At 48.2% G+C, this 15,496-nt stretch carries 19 protein-coding genes and 1 rRNA gene; 2 read left to right on the forward strand and 18 right to left on the reverse strand.

Translation table 11 applies throughout. The features are described 5' to 3' along the window. The 3 genes from FGI41_RS23555 to FGI41_RS23565 form a co-directional block, all read right to left on the reverse strand. A 16S ribosomal RNA gene (locus FGI41_RS23555) occupies positions 1 to 249 on the reverse strand; the annotation flags it as partial. 219 nt (positions 250 to 468) lie between these two features. Beyond that, positions 469 to 702: a hypothetical protein gene (locus tag FGI41_RS23560; RefSeq protein WP_139492833.1), complete on the reverse strand. Its 234-nt coding sequence runs from the start codon at positions 700 to 702 to the stop codon at positions 469 to 471. A 124-nt stretch (positions 703 to 826) separates the two neighbouring features. After that, complete coding sequence (locus FGI41_RS23565) at positions 827 to 1,450, reverse strand: stage II sporulation protein M (protein ID WP_176560417.1); 624 nt, start codon at positions 1,448 to 1,450, stop codon at positions 827 to 829. A 134-nt stretch (positions 1,451 to 1,584) separates the two neighbouring features. Between FGI41_RS23565 and pdaB the strand changes: the two genes are divergently transcribed. Then, on the forward strand, positions 1,585 to 2,370 hold the full coding sequence (gene pdaB / locus FGI41_RS23570; protein ID WP_139492755.1) for a polysaccharide deacetylase family sporulation protein PdaB: 786 nt from the start codon (positions 1,585 to 1,587) through the stop codon (positions 2,368 to 2,370). A 25-nt stretch (positions 2,371 to 2,395) separates the two neighbouring features. Here the strand turns inward: pdaB and FGI41_RS23575 are convergent, their stop codons facing one another. Further along, entirely contained in the window at positions 2,396 to 2,977 is a 582-nt protein-coding gene (locus FGI41_RS23575) for a KinB-signaling pathway activation protein (RefSeq protein ID WP_139492756.1), read from the reverse strand. 121 nt (positions 2,978 to 3,098) lie between these two features. Between FGI41_RS23575 and gerD the strand changes: the two genes are divergently transcribed. Then, positions 3,099 to 3,764, forward strand: coding sequence for a spore germination lipoprotein GerD (gerD, locus tag FGI41_RS23580; protein ID WP_139492757.1), 666 nt, complete (start codon positions 3,099 to 3,101; stop codon positions 3,762 to 3,764). Between the two features lie 149 nt (positions 3,765 to 3,913). Here gerD and FGI41_RS23585 read toward each other — a convergent pair whose 3' ends face one another. From FGI41_RS23585 to FGI41_RS23650, 14 genes are all read right to left on the reverse strand, one after another. After that, the gene (locus FGI41_RS23585; protein ID WP_139492758.1) at positions 3,914 to 4,654 is read right to left on the reverse strand and encodes a DUF2087 domain-containing protein; all 741 of its coding nucleotides are present in this window, start codon (positions 4,652 to 4,654) and stop codon (positions 3,914 to 3,916) included. A gap of 225 nt (positions 4,655 to 4,879) precedes the next feature. After that, the gene (salA, locus tag FGI41_RS23590) at positions 4,880 to 5,971 is read right to left on the reverse strand and encodes an iron-sulfur carrier protein/transcriptional regulator SalA (protein ID WP_139492759.1); all 1,092 of its coding nucleotides are present in this window, start codon (positions 5,969 to 5,971) and stop codon (positions 4,880 to 4,882) included. 76 nt (positions 5,972 to 6,047) lie between these two features. After that, positions 6,048 to 6,764, reverse strand: a complete 717-nt coding sequence (cwlD, locus tag FGI41_RS23595; protein ID WP_139492760.1) for an N-acetylmuramoyl-L-alanine amidase CwlD — start codon at positions 6,762 to 6,764, stop codon at positions 6,048 to 6,050. 144 nt (positions 6,765 to 6,908) lie between these two features. After that, positions 6,909 to 7,277, reverse strand: coding sequence for a DMT family transporter (locus FGI41_RS23600; RefSeq protein ID WP_139492761.1), 369 nt, complete (start codon positions 7,275 to 7,277; stop codon positions 6,909 to 6,911). A gap of 85 nt (positions 7,278 to 7,362) precedes the next feature. Then, on the reverse strand, positions 7,363 to 8,292 hold the full coding sequence (locus tag FGI41_RS23605) for a TauD/TfdA dioxygenase family protein (protein WP_139492762.1): 930 nt from the start codon (positions 8,290 to 8,292) through the stop codon (positions 7,363 to 7,365). 13 nt (positions 8,293 to 8,305) lie between these two features. Continuing rightward, positions 8,306 to 9,115, reverse strand: a complete 810-nt coding sequence (locus FGI41_RS23610) for an ABC transporter ATP-binding protein (RefSeq protein WP_139492763.1) — start codon at positions 9,113 to 9,115, stop codon at positions 8,306 to 8,308. Positions 9,116 to 9,137: 22 nt separating this feature from the next. Beyond that, on the reverse strand, positions 9,138 to 10,187 hold the full coding sequence (locus FGI41_RS23615; RefSeq protein ID WP_218015256.1) for a taurine ABC transporter substrate-binding protein: 1,050 nt from the start codon (positions 10,185 to 10,187) through the stop codon (positions 9,138 to 9,140). An 18-nt stretch (positions 10,188 to 10,205) separates the two neighbouring features. Beyond that, entirely contained in the window at positions 10,206 to 10,997 is a 792-nt protein-coding gene (locus FGI41_RS23620; protein ID WP_139492765.1) for an ABC transporter permease, read from the reverse strand. A 192-nt stretch (positions 10,998 to 11,189) separates the two neighbouring features. Further along, entirely contained in the window at positions 11,190 to 11,582 is a 393-nt protein-coding gene (rpsI, locus tag FGI41_RS23625; protein WP_139492766.1) for a 30S ribosomal protein S9, read from the reverse strand. Positions 11,583 to 11,604: 22 nt separating this feature from the next. After that, a complete protein-coding gene (rplM, locus tag FGI41_RS23630; RefSeq protein WP_139492767.1) occupies positions 11,605 to 12,042 on the reverse strand; it encodes a 50S ribosomal protein L13 in 438 nt (145 codons plus the stop codon). Between the two features lie 205 nt (positions 12,043 to 12,247). Next, positions 12,248 to 12,991: a tRNA pseudouridine(38-40) synthase TruA gene (gene truA, locus FGI41_RS23635; protein WP_139492768.1), complete on the reverse strand. Its 744-nt coding sequence runs from the start codon at positions 12,989 to 12,991 to the stop codon at positions 12,248 to 12,250. Continuing rightward, on the reverse strand, positions 12,988 to 13,785 hold the full coding sequence (locus tag FGI41_RS23640) for an energy-coupling factor transporter transmembrane component T family protein (RefSeq protein WP_139492834.1): 798 nt from the start codon (positions 13,783 to 13,785) through the stop codon (positions 12,988 to 12,990). Before FGI41_RS23640 ends, truA begins: the two co-directional genes overlap by 4 nt. Positions 13,786 to 13,787: 2 nt before the next feature. Beyond that, positions 13,788 to 14,666, reverse strand: a complete 879-nt coding sequence (locus FGI41_RS23645) for an energy-coupling factor transporter ATPase (RefSeq protein ID WP_139492769.1) — start codon at positions 14,664 to 14,666, stop codon at positions 13,788 to 13,790. Then, entirely contained in the window at positions 14,642 to 15,496 is an 855-nt protein-coding gene (locus FGI41_RS23650; protein WP_139492770.1) for an energy-coupling factor transporter ATPase, read from the reverse strand. Before FGI41_RS23650 ends, FGI41_RS23645 begins: the two co-directional genes overlap by 25 nt.

Genomic DNA, 15,496 nt, shown 5'->3' on the forward strand with positions numbered 1-15,496 from the left:
CCAACTAGCTAATGCGCCGCAGGCCCATCCGTAAGTGGTAGCTTGCGCCACCTTTCCGCATTCTCTCATGCGAGAGAACGCCCTATCCGGTATTAGCATAAGTTTCCCTATGTTATCCCAGTCTTACAGGCAGGTTGCCTACGTGTTACTCACCCGTCCGCCGCTAGGGTCCGAAGACCCTCGCTCGACTTGCATGTATTAGGCACGCCGCCAGCGTTCGTCCTGAGCCAGGATCAAACTCTCCAATAAAGTTGAAGTTGATCTAGGTCAAAAACTTGTTGCTTGGCTGAATTATCATTTGCTTTCGCTGTTCAGTTTTCAAAGAACATATCTTGTCCAAAAATCGACTTTCACAGTCTACACCATTCAATCTCACTTTGTCAAATGGTATTTTCTATAAAGTGTTTGTGTCTTTTGGACAAGAAATAATCTACCACGGAGACCTATGCAAAGTCAAGGGTGATTTTTTTATTTGAGATGTTCTTGCTGGAGTGTCTTTCTTCTGACGTACTTAGACAGTTCATTTGGCGATGCAAGCCGGGCATACATACGAAATAACGTGGCATAACGCTCTTCCATCGCCCTTTTAACCAAATAGTCTATTCGTTTGTCGCTGAAGTCCAGCAACATCTCTTCTAACTCTCGTTTCAGCAGATACTCAAACTCCTGACATTCCTTCGAATTAAGCAGAAAACCCAGCACAATATCACTCCCGCTATAACGAGTCATTACTATTTTCTCCAACGGTTATGTTTGGTATTCACAACTTTTCAAGTCGATATGCGGACAAAGGAAAAAGCCCCTGGTGGTCAAGGGCTTTACTGCATTATTGGGGCAATAGATTGTTAAGCAATAGCGGGGTAATGAAGCTTTCAATGACAGCGGCGAAAAACAGCATCGTTCCGATCACGAGCACGGCGCGGGGGAATTGTTTGAGGGCGGTCTTCCATTTTTGCTTGAGCAGATTTCGGGTTGGCTGCTGCCAGATCATGTAGATGGAACGAAATGCGAGCACACCGTAGCGGATACCGAGTGATGCAGCGAAAATAACGGTTGGGAGCTCCAGAATACCGTGGGGAAGAACTCCGTAGATAAAAACACTCACCGGGTCGGCGCCACTGGCTTTCATCGTAGACAAAACGTAACCGAGCAACAGTCCATTGAGGAACAGGACATTGAGCGCGAAAATAGCGAAGCAGGCCCCAAAAACCATCATCAGGACACAGCTCAGCAGATTTCTGCCGAAGATAACAGCGAATGTGAAGAGCGAGTTGTCTTTTTGCTTGAGGTTGTTGGCGATTTCTTTGACTTGGGAGAGCATGCCTTTGATTAGTTGGTCAACGGATTCCGGGTAAAGAATACCGACGGCAAAGCCTGTGATCATGGTGATGGTGCCAAAAAGGACGTACCATTTATTATCATGCCAGAGTTCATGCAGCCATGTTGACATGGAAAGCCTCCTTTTGCTTGCTTCTACTTTCATGTGTATGGGGTGTTCCCTTTTGTAATACGTGACCAAGAAAAGAATATCCTTGTCTACTTTGCATAAAATGTAGGAGGACAAACGGTAAAGGGGTGAATACTGTGAGATTCATGTATGTGGTAAGCGCTAAGCGGCTTAAGCAGTTTTTTATCATTTTCACTGCGCTCATGATGGCAATCGGGATCGCCTACATGGAGAAGGAAACCATCAGTGCATTTACCGACGGGGTCAGCGTGGGGGTGATGAAGGATAAGTCTCCTCAGGCTATTTATAAGGTGGATACGAAGGAAAAGAAGCTGGCACTCACCTTCGATATCAGTTGGGGAGAGACTCGGACACAGCCAATCCTTGACATTCTGAAGGAAAAGCAGGTGGGGAAAGTGACGTTCTTCCTCTCCTCTCCATGGAGCCAGCGCCATCCGGAAATGGTAAAAAAGATCGTGGACGCCGGTTATGAAGTAGGATCGCACGGACACCGCCACGATAATTACAGCCGCTATACGGAAGAAGAGATTCGTACGCAAATCGGCAAAGCTCATACCATCCTGAGCGAGTTGACCGGGAAAAAGCCGAATTTGATCCGCTTGCCGAACGGTGATTTTGACAAGCGGGTATTGCAGACCGCTGACAGCATGGGATATACCGTCATCCAGTGGGATACCGACTCCAAGGACTGGCTGAATCCAGGGGTGGATCAGATCGTGAAGAACGTGGTGACCAAAGCCCACCCGGGTGACATCGTCCTGCTGCACGCAAGCGATTCCTGCAAGCAGACACATCTCGCGCTGCCGGTGATCATCGACAAGCTGCGGGCTGAGGGGTATCAATTCGTGACCGTCTCTGAGCTTCTCAGTGGATCACAGGTAAAAACACAAGAAGTGAACTAAAGAAAAAAGCTGGTCTCGGGTGAGATCAGCTTTCTTTTTTGACGAGACGATGGAGCTGCATGATCTGCCAAGCGTTGCACAGAAACAGCGGGATAAGCATGGAGAGTGCGCCGACATCGTCCTGTTTGAGGCCCGGAATCCATTCGAGGGCGGTCACGACGTACAGGAAAAAGATGCTTGGTACCCATGCGGACGCGTTGGTTACCTTTACCTTGGCATAGGCTACAACCAGTGTAACCAATAATAACAAGGTCGGCTCAAAGAAATACGGCCAAATCGAATCTCCGCCCAGGGAGGTATAGCGCAGGTAAACCATATCGAAGAAGACAAACAGTACCAGGAAGATCTGTACAGTGCGCCAGACGCTACTGTTTCTAAACATCCCCAAGACGGTTGAATTAAACAGCATATAGGCGAAAAACCCCATCTGAGCAACGATGCTGATGGTTAAGCCAAAGAGTATATTCATCAATGAACCCATTGCCAAATTGGCCATTGACCCGTCAAGGAGCTTGTCCGGGGCAATGAGAAAGCCGGCGATCAGCCCGCCAAGAGCGCCAATTAAAAGCGTAGTCCCGAACAACCAGCCATAATTTCGTAAATTCACGGTTCGTTCCTCCTTTTTACACACTGCTTATGATTGTACCAACCCATGCAAGAAAATTCTAGCGTAAGAATTGCAACATCTGCACACTTTATAGATAGCGAATTGAAGGAGGGTATACTTTATGACGAAGACCCGTTACTCCTTTTGGTTGTTTTCCTTGATTGGGGTGAGTATGCTGCTCGCCAGTTGCGGCGGTGGTCAGCAACAGGGAGTCGCACAGCCAGATTACAAAACAACGAAAGCGATGGTACTCGATATCATCCAAACCGATGAAGCAAAGAAGGCCGTCGTTGATATTATGAAGGACGAAAAGGTGCAGCAGGAAGTGGTCATGAATCCGGAGACCATGCGCACAACCTTGATCCAGAGTTTCGCCAAGCCGGACAATCCGCAGATCAAAGAGGCTTTTCAAGATCCGAAATTCACCGGTACATTGGCGAAAGCGATGAAGGATGAGCAAAAGAAACTCATGAAGGATCTGATGAAAGACCCCGAGTATCAAAAAATGCTGATTCAGACGATGAAGGACCCGGAGTTTGAGAAAAACATGATGGATCTGATGAAAAGCTCCGCTTACCGGAAACAGACGATGGCGGTTATGAAAGAAGCGTTGGACAGCCCGCTTTTTGAAGCTGAAATGGTGAAGCTGATGGTAAAAGCACAAGAAGAAGCCATGAAACCGAAAACCCAAGCGAAGAAACAGAGTGGCGGTGATGGAGAAAGCGGCGGCAGCGGTGGCGATGGTGGTGGTGGAGAAGGCGGCGGCGGTGGTGGCGGCGCTCAGTAAGGATGCGGCCTGAAGCTTGCATACGCTACCTCTCACATCAAAACAAAGAAGGTGGCCCATGTATACCAGTGATTGGCCGGTATATGTATGGAGTCACCTTTTTTGTATGAATCGGCTTCATCTTCTGGAGTTCGGTGCCTGTCAGACTGTTAATCGATCCGGTTCCAGAGTTCGCGTGGATTGAGCGTGTAGATCCCGTCGGCACGGTACATGATGTGGTTCATGATCAGCTCGCGGCGGAGTGTGGCGAAGTCGTCATGGTAGGCTTTGAGGTAGTCGGAGATCTCTTTTTCGCTGTAGGAGCGCCCTATGTCCAGACCTTCTGCCAGCTTTTCGAGAATGAAGATGCGCTTTTTTAATTGGGTTGGGATGGACTTGAGCTTGCCCTCCGGGGTAAAGAAGGAAGCGAGTACACGCTGTTTTTCCACATCGTTGGTGGCGGAAGACATGGCGGATTCCTCCTGTGCAGGCTTTAGTTTTGCTGGATCAGCTGCTTCTGCGGCCTTTGTATGGTCTGGATGCTTCGTCTCTTCGGGTGATGCTGTCTGCGTCTGTTCTTGAGTATTCTGATCTGGATGCTCGCGGATGAACTCCCATTTCTCTGGCACAGAAAGATCGGGCGGCAGGACTGTGTCGATGATGGCTGTAGCGTATCGTTTAAACTCTTGAGGGATGAGATGCAGGATCAGAGTGTTTTTGTCGCGGACTTCGTAGACGAAGCCGAGCTTCTTGAGCTTCTGGGTATGGTGGGTAATCGTCGCCGGGGTGATGCCAAGCCGTTCAGCCAATTCGATGCCGCTCATCGGCTGACGGGCCAGCATGGTCAAAATCCGTATGCGGTTGACGTCGCCAACAGCTTTGTGAAATTGGACGAGTTGGTCGATCTGCATGTGGCTCCCCTCCTTTGCTTTGTGAGTGAGTTAGTTAGTTAGATAAATGTCTAATTAGATGTTAGTTGAATGCCAGAGCAGTGTCAAGCGATGCGTTGATGCCGGGAAATGAAAAAAGGAAGCCTCTCATCAAGAGAAACTTCCTTTGCTTGCGACAATTGCGGCGTTTGGACGAAATCTGCCCCCAAAAGCCTGCTGTTGCATTTCGTATTCCAACGATATAGCTTACTTACACTTCGCATCCACGGTCTTGGCGAGATCCATGTAGAGCTGGCCGATCGCGGAGTCTTGTTTGTACACGGATGGGGAGTAATCTGGTTCTGCCGGGTGATTTTCCGGTTGACCCAGCGGGATTTGGGCGAGCAGCTCGCTTGCGAGTGTTTCGGCCAGCTTCCCTCCACCGCCACGGCCAAAGAGATATTCTTTGTCGCCGTCTTTGGTCTCGTACCATGCCATGTTTTCCACGACACCGAGGATTTGGTGACCGGTACGAACTGCCATCGCACCTGCACGAGCTGCGACGAATGCAGCGGTTGCATGCGGGGTGGTAACGATGATTTCTTTGCTCTGTGGAATCATTGTGTGCACGTCGAGGGCTACGTCACCTGTGCCTGGTGGCAGGTCAAGCAGGAGGTAGTCCAGCTCTTCGCCCCAGTGAACCTCGGTGAAGAAGTTGCGTAGCATTTTTCCAAGCATAGGGCCGCGCCAGATGATCGGGGAGTTGTCTTCCACGAAGAAGCCCATGGACATGACCTTCACACCGAATTTGTCTACCGGCAGGATCAGTTCACCGATGACCGTTGGACGTTGGTTGATATCCATCATGTCCGGCACGCTGAAGCCGTAGATGTCGGCGTCGATGATCCCGACTTTTTTGCCGAGACGGGCGAGGGATACAGCAAGGTTGACCGTAACCGTGGATTTACCCACGCCACCCTTACCGGATGTGATCGCGATAAATGTTGTCTTGGATTCAGGAGAGAGAATCTTGTTGAGTGGCCCTTGACCAGGAGCCATGTTATGTACCTGATTCGTTTGACCGCGGAGCTGAGCGCTTAGTGCGGCACGCTCCTCATCTGTCATGCTGCCAAAACGGAGGTTGACGTCAGAAGCTCCCAGCGCTTTGAGAGCGTTTACGACATCGTCTTCGATTTTGGCTTTGAGCGGACAGCCGGAGATCGTCAGGATCACATCGAGGCTGACACGGGAGCCGTCGATCTGGATATTGCGAATCATATTCAATTCGACAAGACCACGGTTAATCTCAGGGTCTTTGACATCTTTCAAGGCTTCAAGTACTTGCTCTTTCGTTAGCATGTTATTCCACCTCTGCTCTTGTTTTACCGCGTTCATTATAGCATATCAAAGGCAAAACGGGCACATCCCGTCCTGCTTAAGGTGTACCCGTTACTTTTTCCCCGGAGTAGTGGCGCAGAATTCCTTGGTAAATGGCATTAGCCATCGCCTTCTGGTATTCGGTGCTGCCAAGCTTCTGGGCCTCTTCTTCATTGGACAAAAAGCCCACTTCCACGAGGACCGCAGGTGTCTTCACTTCACGGATCAGAAAAATGTCATCAGTCTTCATCGCTTTCCGGTCGGTATTACTCAATACCCGTTTGATTTCATCCTGAATAAAGTATGCCAATTGCTGGCTGTCTTTAAACTGCGGAGAGTAAAACGTCTGAGCGCCCTTCCACTTGGGTGAAGGAATCGCGTTCAGGTGAATACTGACCAAAAAGTCGGGAGCATTCTCATTGACGAATTTGACCCGGTTGCGGATATCCTCTGACTTGCGTTTGCCAAGCTTATGGGATTCCGGTGAGGCCAAGTCTTTGTCTTCCTCCCTGGTCATGATCACAAACGCACCCGATTCTTGCAGGAAGTCGCGCAGATAGAGACTGATCGGCAGCGTGATCTCTTTCTCGATCTGCTCCCCATCCTGACTCATCGCTCCCCCATCTTTTCCACCATGTCCGGCATCAATCGCGATGACGGTCCCGGCCAACGGAAGCGTCCAGGTTGACCATGATGAATGATCCGGCAACTTGTACGTAAAAATAACGATGAGTAAAAAGAAGGCCAATACCCATCCGAGCGTTTTTTTCATCACTTTCAACCGCCCCTTTGTCCGATATCTCCTTCACATCATATGGACATCTTGGGTGCATTATGACTATATAAAAAACCCTTGTCTCCCGAAGAAAACAAGGGTTTGAAGCTCCGAATGTTTTAATAAATTGAAATTCGCATCCAACTATTTATTTATCGCTTCCATTTTCAATTCTGTATGTTTCTTCGCTTCATGCTTGTTATCTGCGATATTTAAGCCTACTACACCCAGAACAATCAAAACAATCGAACAGATCTTAAGTAAAGAAAGCTGTTCTTTAAAAAAGAATAACCCCACCAAAGCTATGGTTGCGGTTCCTACACCTGACCATATGGCATACGCTACACTTATATCAATTTTTTTGAGTGACAGTGTTACGAGGGATAAACTCAATCCATAGAAAACAAAAATAGCTATAGAGGGATATAACTTGGTGAAGCCTTGCGAAAGCTTCATGGACGTTGTTCCAATAATTTCGGCACATATACCTAGAATCAAGTAAAACCAACTCATATTTTCTACTCCTTTACTTGGGCTAACAAACAAAAGAAACGAATAAAGTTAATTTTACCCGTTTCTGATGCTTTACGTGAAGATATTAAAAAGGCCGATCCCCTGCGACGGTTACACGTTCCGCCAAACGCTCATATGGATAATAATCTGAAACAGCATAATGCTGGGTAGCACGATTATCCCAGAAAGCGATTGAATTCGGTTCCCAATGAAAACGAACCTGGTACTCGGGAATATGTGTTTGACGGAATAAATACTGCAGCAATTCTTCGCTTTCATTCTCCTCAAGTCCAATGATTCTGGTAGTGAAAGACGGATTGACATAAAGCAGCTTTCTTCCTGTTTCAGGATGAGTCCGAACAATTGGATGGGCCACGGCCGGATATTCTTCCTGCCTTTTCAAAAGCTCTTCAGGACTCATCAAATGAGCAAATGATGGAGTAAAATCATGCAGGGCTTGTAACGTGTCAATTCGTTCTTTCACCTTGTCCGGTAAATTATCATATGCAGCGCCCATATCTGCCCAAAGCGTGTCGCCTCCTACCGGCGGAACTTTAATTAGGCGAAGGATAGCAGCCTTTGCCGGTTTTTCACGAAATGATACATCCGAATGCCATATATTTTCAAAGCCTTTTTCGATCTTATTTCTGTTAAACTGAATGACTTCCTTGGCCCGGTTCTTGGGAGTATTGTAAAAGGGGTGAACCTCCAAATCTCCAAAATTTCGCGCAAAGGCTATCTGCTGCTCTGAGGTAATGTCTTGATTCCTGAAGAAAATGACCTTCCATTCAAGCAGCGCTTCGTTTAACTCTTCCTTTACTTGCGGTGACAGGGGTTTGGATAGATCTACCCCTTCAATCTCTGCACCAATAATCGGATGTAACGGCTTTACGTTGAAAAGGGAAAAGGTTTGGTTTTCCTTATCCACTCTACGCCGAAGGATTCTCGGCCCTTCCTTATCTTCACGGTTTTCAAAATGTACAGGACGTGGATCATTAGAAAATTCAATTGCCATCGTTCTCATCCTCTCAACTTGTTTTAATCGCCCCGATAAGATAGCTTCTTAACTCCTGAAATTCTTTATGATGAAAATCCACTGCTGCTGGGTTATTCCTTTTTAAGGGGTTGGCCATATCAATGGCTATTTTGCCGGGGTTTGGCTGCATCACCAAAATTCTTGTCCCTAGACGCAGGGCTTCATCCACATCATGAGTGATAAAGAAAATCGTTTTCTTCGTTTCACTCCATAACAACAATAAGTGGTGCTGCATATTTTCTTTTGTCAGGGCATCAAGGGAACTGAATGGTTCATCCATTAAAATGGCTTTGGGATCTGCCGCCAATGTCCTTGCTATCGCTGCTCTTTGTTTCATTCCCCCTGACAATTGATGGGGAAGTAAATCTCCTGCAGATTCAAGCTGCACCAACTGCAAAAAATGATGAACCTGCTTTTCTATTTCTTCCTTTGAATGACCCTTCATCTTTAGACCGAATCCTACGTTCTCTTTTATTTTCATCCAGGGAAACAAATTATGATGCTGAAAGACAACCCCTATTTCGCTAATCGGTTTTGAATAATGTTTTCCTTCAATCTGTACTTCTCCAGTGGTTGGCTTTTGGAAGCCGGCGATGATATTTAATAGCGAGGACTTGCCGCACCCTGATGGACCAAGAACACACACAAACTCATTGCTATGCAGATGAAGGTCGATATTTTGAAGTACAGCCTGCTGTTGTGACGAATACTGGAACGAGATATTTTTGACCTCAATGATTTTTCGTTTTTGCTCCTGTTCAAAATCTTTATCCTCGAACGGTACACGATTTGTGATGGCCATATCATTCATCATCCTTTTCGATTCATTCGTAGAAATCGGAAAGTAGCGCTTTTTTGAATGTTGCCTGATCAGGAGCATTCGTAATGGACTTTTGATCTACTAAAAAATCGGCTGTGTTCTTTAATGTTTCGGCAAGTGCTCCATCGAAATATTCTTTTTGCTTGGAGGCATCCAGCCAAACGATTTGTTTCATGGTTTTCAAACTTTCCTCAGGTGATAAACCAAGTTCTTTTGAAAGCAGTTCAGCGGATTTTTCAGGATTATGATGATAATACGTAACGGCTTCATCCAGAACACTGATATACCCTTTCACAATATCAGGGTATTGTTCTGCGAAATCGGGATGAACAATTCCCAATTCAGCAGTGATAACTCCTTTTTCTGCGAGCTCCCCTGAATGGATGATCACCTCGCCATTGTCGGCAATAAGCTTTGATTGCATCGGCTGCCAAATATAAGCACCATCAATGTCACCGCGTTGCCATGCTGCAAAAATATCGGGTGGCTGCATATCTAAAATTGTAATGTTTTCTTTTGCTGGATCCACCCCTTCAGATTTCAACGCGCCGAGTAAGCTAAAATGGGAGGTTGAGCTAAATGTTGTCGCAATCGTTTTACCTTTTAGATCTTGTAGAGAGGTAATACCGGAATCTTTTTTGACAACAAGTGCTTCGCTTTCACCGATAACATCGTGCAAGTAATAGATCTTGTAAGGCAGTTTACTTGCAATTCCTATTGCAGCAGGAGGAGTTCCAACAAGACCAAAGTCAATACTTCCACTAGCGATCGCATTATTGACATCACGGCCTGCTTCAAATTTTACCCACTCAATCTTGATGTCTGGATACTTCTTTTCCAACAGGCCTAGTGCTTTTGCAACTAACTCGCCATTAGGAGATACCTGATACCCCAGAACAATTTTCTCCGGTACTTTTTCAGATGGATTGGCTTGTGTCGAGTTCACTGTTTCGGCTGCGTTATTCTGATTGGAGCAAGCAGCGGTAGCCAACAAGACAAGCAAGGTGGTAATCAACCATAATTTTTTTCGAATTAACGTCTTCATCCTAGTCATTCCTCTATTCTGTATGTTTTATTTACCTACCCAAGAAAAGCGGCGTGCCTGATAGAAACGCAGCAAACTGTCTAATCCAATTGCAATGATCCCCATCAAGATAATGCCGACAAAAACAATATCACTTCGTAAATACCTGCTGGCATCAAGCACCATCCATCCAATTCCGTTGGTTGCGGCCACCATTTCAGCAGCTACCAATGTTGCATATGTAACACCAATTGATGTACGTAACCCAGTGAGAATATCAGGATAGCAAGAGGGCAGGATAATGTATTGGAATAATTGTCGTTTAGTAGCGCCGAGTGAAAGAGAGGCGTTCATTCGGTCGGCCGGCAATTTCTCTACCGCTGCTGCTGTCGCGATAAACAAAGGGGCAAACCCACTTAAAAATAACAAAGCAATTTTCGATTCATTTTCAATCCCCAGCCATAAAACAAGCAATGCGTAATAAGCAAGCGGAGGAAGCGGACGGTAGAACTCAATAATCGGATCAAAAATGGCCCGTATATATTTGGAGTATCCACATAAGAGCCCTAATGGGACAGCCGTTATAAAGGCAAGAAATAGTGCTGTAAACAGCCGATACATGCTGTTAGCGATATGTGTAAAAAGAGAGGCACCTTTATAACCTTCTGATAGCAAGACCACAAAGGAAGACCAAACTTCCAGCGGTTTTGGGATAAAGTAAGGGTCTACCCATTCGAAATGGGTAACAATCGCCCAAATGATGACGAGTACGACTACACTCACAATAGAAATGCCTCTGAACTTAACTTCTTTACTTATTTCAAACGACAGTTTTTCCATTTGTACCTCCTTTAAAATAAATAAAAAAGACTCCCTCATAAATGAATTATGATTAGGGAGCCTCCAGTTGTCTGGTCGGTTGAGTATTCCGATTGGATTAGTAAGGATATAGTAACAGGATATGATGTAGGGGTCAATAGCATAAAAAAAGACCCCCAACCAAAATGGTTGAGAGTCTTTGTAACGTTGAAATTAACGTTTGGAGAACTGTGGAGCGCGACGAGCAGCTTTGAGACCGTATTTTTTACGCTCTTTCATACGTGGGTCACGAGTCAGGAAGCCTGCTTTTTTGAGGGAGCCACGAAGTTCTGGATCCGCTTTGAGAAGCGCGCGGGCAACACCATGACGGATTGCGCCAGCTTGTCCAGTTGTACCGCCACCACGTACGTTGATGAGAACATCATAACGACCGAGGGTTTCAGTCAGAACGAGTGGTTGTTTAACGATCAGTTTAAGAGTTTCAAGACCAAAGTAGTTATCCATTTCACGCTTGTTGATCACAATGCGACCTTCGCCTGGAACCAAGCGAACGCGTGCTACAGAGTGCTTACGACGACCAGTACCGTAGTATTGAACTTGTGCCACGAGTCATTTCCTCCTTATACGATTAACCGCGAATTTGCCATGCTTCTGGTTTTTGAGCTGCATGTGGATGTTCAGTGCCAGCATAAACTTTCAGCTTGGTGAACATTTGACGACCAAGGCTGTTCTTAGGAAGCATGCCTTTTACAGCGAGTTCGAACAGACGATCTGGTCTCTTAGCGAGCATTTGACCAGCAGTGGTAGATTTCAAACCACCTGGATACAGGGAGTGAGTGTAGTAAACTTTGTCGGTAAGTTTTTTACCGGTCAGTTTGATTTTGTCAGCGTTGATGATTACAACGAAGTCACCTGTGTCAACGTGTGGAGTGTATTCAGGCTTGTGTTTGCCGCGAAGAATGGTAGCTACTTCGCTCGCAAGACGACCAAGAGTTTGACCTTCGGCATCAACGATGTACCATTTGCGCTCAACTTGAAGCGGTTTCGCCATATATGTGGTACGCATGAGTTTTGTCCCTCCTAAATGTTTCCCGTTCAATCTTTCAGAGGTAAGCTGCAACGGTGGGCAACTTAGCCTTGTGTGTCTTACTGGATCTTTTGTTGAAACACGAACTTGTTTTTTCAATTCCGGGGCTAGAGTGGGGCTAGCGGGATATGAAAATACCATTGACAATCGTACTATATTAGGCAGTCAGAGTCAAGTGTAACTCTCATTTTTCTTCATAAAAAACCGCCCACATGGTTAAGCCTTTGGCCGGTGCGGTTTTCCCTGCCCGTTCGCGGTCACAGGCAGCAAGGATCGCTGGAAATTCATCGGGCTCTCGCTTGCCTTGGCCTACCTCTACGAGCGTGCCTGCGATGATCCGTACCATGTTGTAGAGAAACCCGTTGCCTCGGCAGATCACCCAAACGAACTGGCCTTCCCGCTCGACACGGACATCGTAGATCGTACGCACCTTGTCCTCCACATAGGTCTTGGCAGAGCAAAACGAAGTGAAATCGTGCGTGCCGATCAGATGGCGGGCCGCCTCCTGCATCTTCTCCACGTCCAGTGGGAACCGGATATGATCAGCATACCGGTGGCGGAACAGATCGGCTACCTTGCCGTTATCGATGCAGTAGCGGTATTCCTTGACTTTGACATCAAAACGGGCGTGAAAATCGATCGGTGCTTCCTCCACAGACTGGATGATGATGGAGTCGGGCAGCTGGTTGTTCAGCACAAAGGCCCATTTATCAATCGGAATACCTGACTTGGTGTCAAAATGAAACACCTGTCCCCTCGCATGCACACCCGCGTCTGTCCGGCCAGAGCCTGCGATCTGGATCGTCTCCCCCGTCACCCGGAAGAGTGCCTCCTCAATCGTCCCCTGTACCGTCACCACATCAGGCTGCACCTGAAAGCCACTGTAATCTGTTCCGTCATAAGCAACTACAGCTTTGAGCCGTCTCATGCCCGTAACCACCCCACCAGTCCCATGATGACAAGCAAAATCACAGCGAGTGCTGGGTCACGCCAGGTAAACTTGAGCTGACGCAGCCTTGTGCGCCCCTCTCCGCCACGATACCCGCGTGCCTCCATCGCCAGTGCCAGCTCCTCTGCACGGCGGAATGCACTGACAAACAGCGGGATTACGATGGGAAGCATCGCCTTGGCGCGTCTCACCATATTTCCCGACTCAAAATCAGCACCGCGTGCCGTCTGCGCCTTGATGATCTTATCCGTCTCCTCCATGAGCGTCGGGATGAACCGAAGCGCAATCGACAGCATCAGGGCCACTTCATGGACGGGTACTCCGATCTTTTTCGCAGGGGCTAAGAGCCTCTCCAAACCATCTGTCAGATCGATCGGGGAGGTCGTCAGCGTCAAAAGAGAACTGATCAGCACCAGAAGACCGATACGCAGCGTCATGTAGATCGCCTGCCGCACACCTTCTTCGTGAATGCTGAACCAGCCCGTCTCAAAATAGACCTCTCCGCCTTTGGTCGTCAACAGATGCAGGACGACTGTAAACAAAAGCAGGAACCAGACCGGTTTGAGACCTTTGACCATATAGCCATACGAGATCCGAGCCGCCGCCACACCACTAAGCACGAAGATCGTGAGAATTCCGTACGTCACCGGATTATTCGCCATGAATACGGCAAACGCAAAGAGGATCACAAACAGAAGCTTACTGCGCGGGTCCAGACGGTGCACATACGACTCCGCCGGCACATATTGCCCGATGGCAAAGTTGGTCAGCATACTCATCGCCTGACCCCCTTCCCACTGGTCAGCATCGCCAGCAGATGCCGCTCCAGCTCTTCTTCCCGGTACAAGGTGAGGGGAATCTGCTGATCCATCGGCAGACGCTGATTGAGCTTGTGGATGAGCGATACCGTCTCAGGTACGTCCAAGGCAAGCGAACGCAAGCGCTCCGCCTGGATGAAGACATCCTCCGGCTTCCCTTGCATGACGATCTGCCCACCTGCCATAACGACGAGCATATCGGCGTAGCGGGCCACCTCCTCCATGCTGTGGGTGACCAGGATGGTGGTCAGCTTCTGTTCCTGGTGAATCCCGTAGATCGCCTCCAGAATCGCTTTACGCCCCGCTGGATCAAGCCCTGCTGTCGGTTCGTCAAGCACCAGTACCTGCGGCTGCATCGCCAGTACACCAGCAATCGCCACCCGCCGCATCTGCCCTCCGCTCAACTGGAACGGAGAACGGTCCTTGAACTCGTCATACGGCAGGCCGACAATATTCAATGCTTCTCGGGCACGCAACAGAGCCATATCTGCCGGCATGTCAAAATTAAGCGGGCCATACATCACATCTTTGATCACCGACTCCTCAAACAGCTGATGCTCCGGATATTGGAACACCAATCCCACTCGTCTGCGCCACTCACGGGTCTGTTTGGTCTTGCGGTTGATCTCCAAGTCCCCCATCCGCAGCGTCCCGGAGGTTGGTTTTAACAAGCCGTTCAGGTGCTGGATCAACGTGGACTTGCCGGAACCCGTCTGGCCGATGATTCCGACATAAGCCCCCTGTGGAATCGTCAGCGAGAGGTTGGAGATGGCTTCCTTTTCAAACGGGGTTCCTTCGCCGTATACATACGTTACGTTCTCAAGAGAGATTTGCATAGCTGCTCCACCAACTCCTCCTGCTGCAACACGGGGTCCAGCGTTGTTACGCCCTGATTGATCAGCCTATGCCGCAGACGCACCGCAAACGGGACGTCTACCCCAATCCGTTGCAGCTGCTCCACTTCACGGTATACCTCGTCTGGTCGGCCATCTGCATATACCTTGCCATCATTCATCACGATCACCCGGTCAGAGAGCAGTGTCTCCTCAGGAAAATGCGTGATGTTAATGACGGTGATCCCTTCTGTCTGGTTTAAAAAGTGAGCCAGCTCCATCACCTCTTTGCGTCCCTTGGGATCGAGCATGGCTGTCGCTTCATCCAGAATCATCACAGTCGGTCGCATCGCCATGATCCCTGCGATGGCTATCCGCTGTTTTTGACCGCCTGAGAGACGGTGTGGCTGTCTGTCCGCATACTCAAGCATATTGACCGCCTGTAGAGCCTCTTCCAGGCGTCTGCGCATCTCTGACGGCTCTACCCCCATATTCTCCATCCCAAAGGCCACATCGTCCTCTACCGTGGTACCGACGATCTGGTTATCAGGGTTTTGGAACACCATCCCGACCCGGCACCGGATCTCCCAGACAGAGGACTCCTGATTGGTGGCAAAGCCGGAGACAGTGAGTACCCCCTGTTCGGGAATTAAAAGCGCATTGATACATTTCGCCAACGTCGATTTGCCTGAGCCGTTGTGTCCGATGATCGAAACAAACGAACCGGCCCCAATGGCAAAATCAACGCCATTCACCACATAAACTTTTTCCTGCTGGTCGGTTTCATACGCGAACGTGACCTTGTCCGCAACAATGATCGCTTCTTGGTTCAT

The sequence above is a fragment of the Brevibacillus dissolubilis genome, assembly GCF_006170445.1.
Lineage (GTDB): Bacteria > Bacillota > Bacilli > Brevibacillales > Brevibacillaceae > Brevibacillus_B > Brevibacillus_B dissolubilis.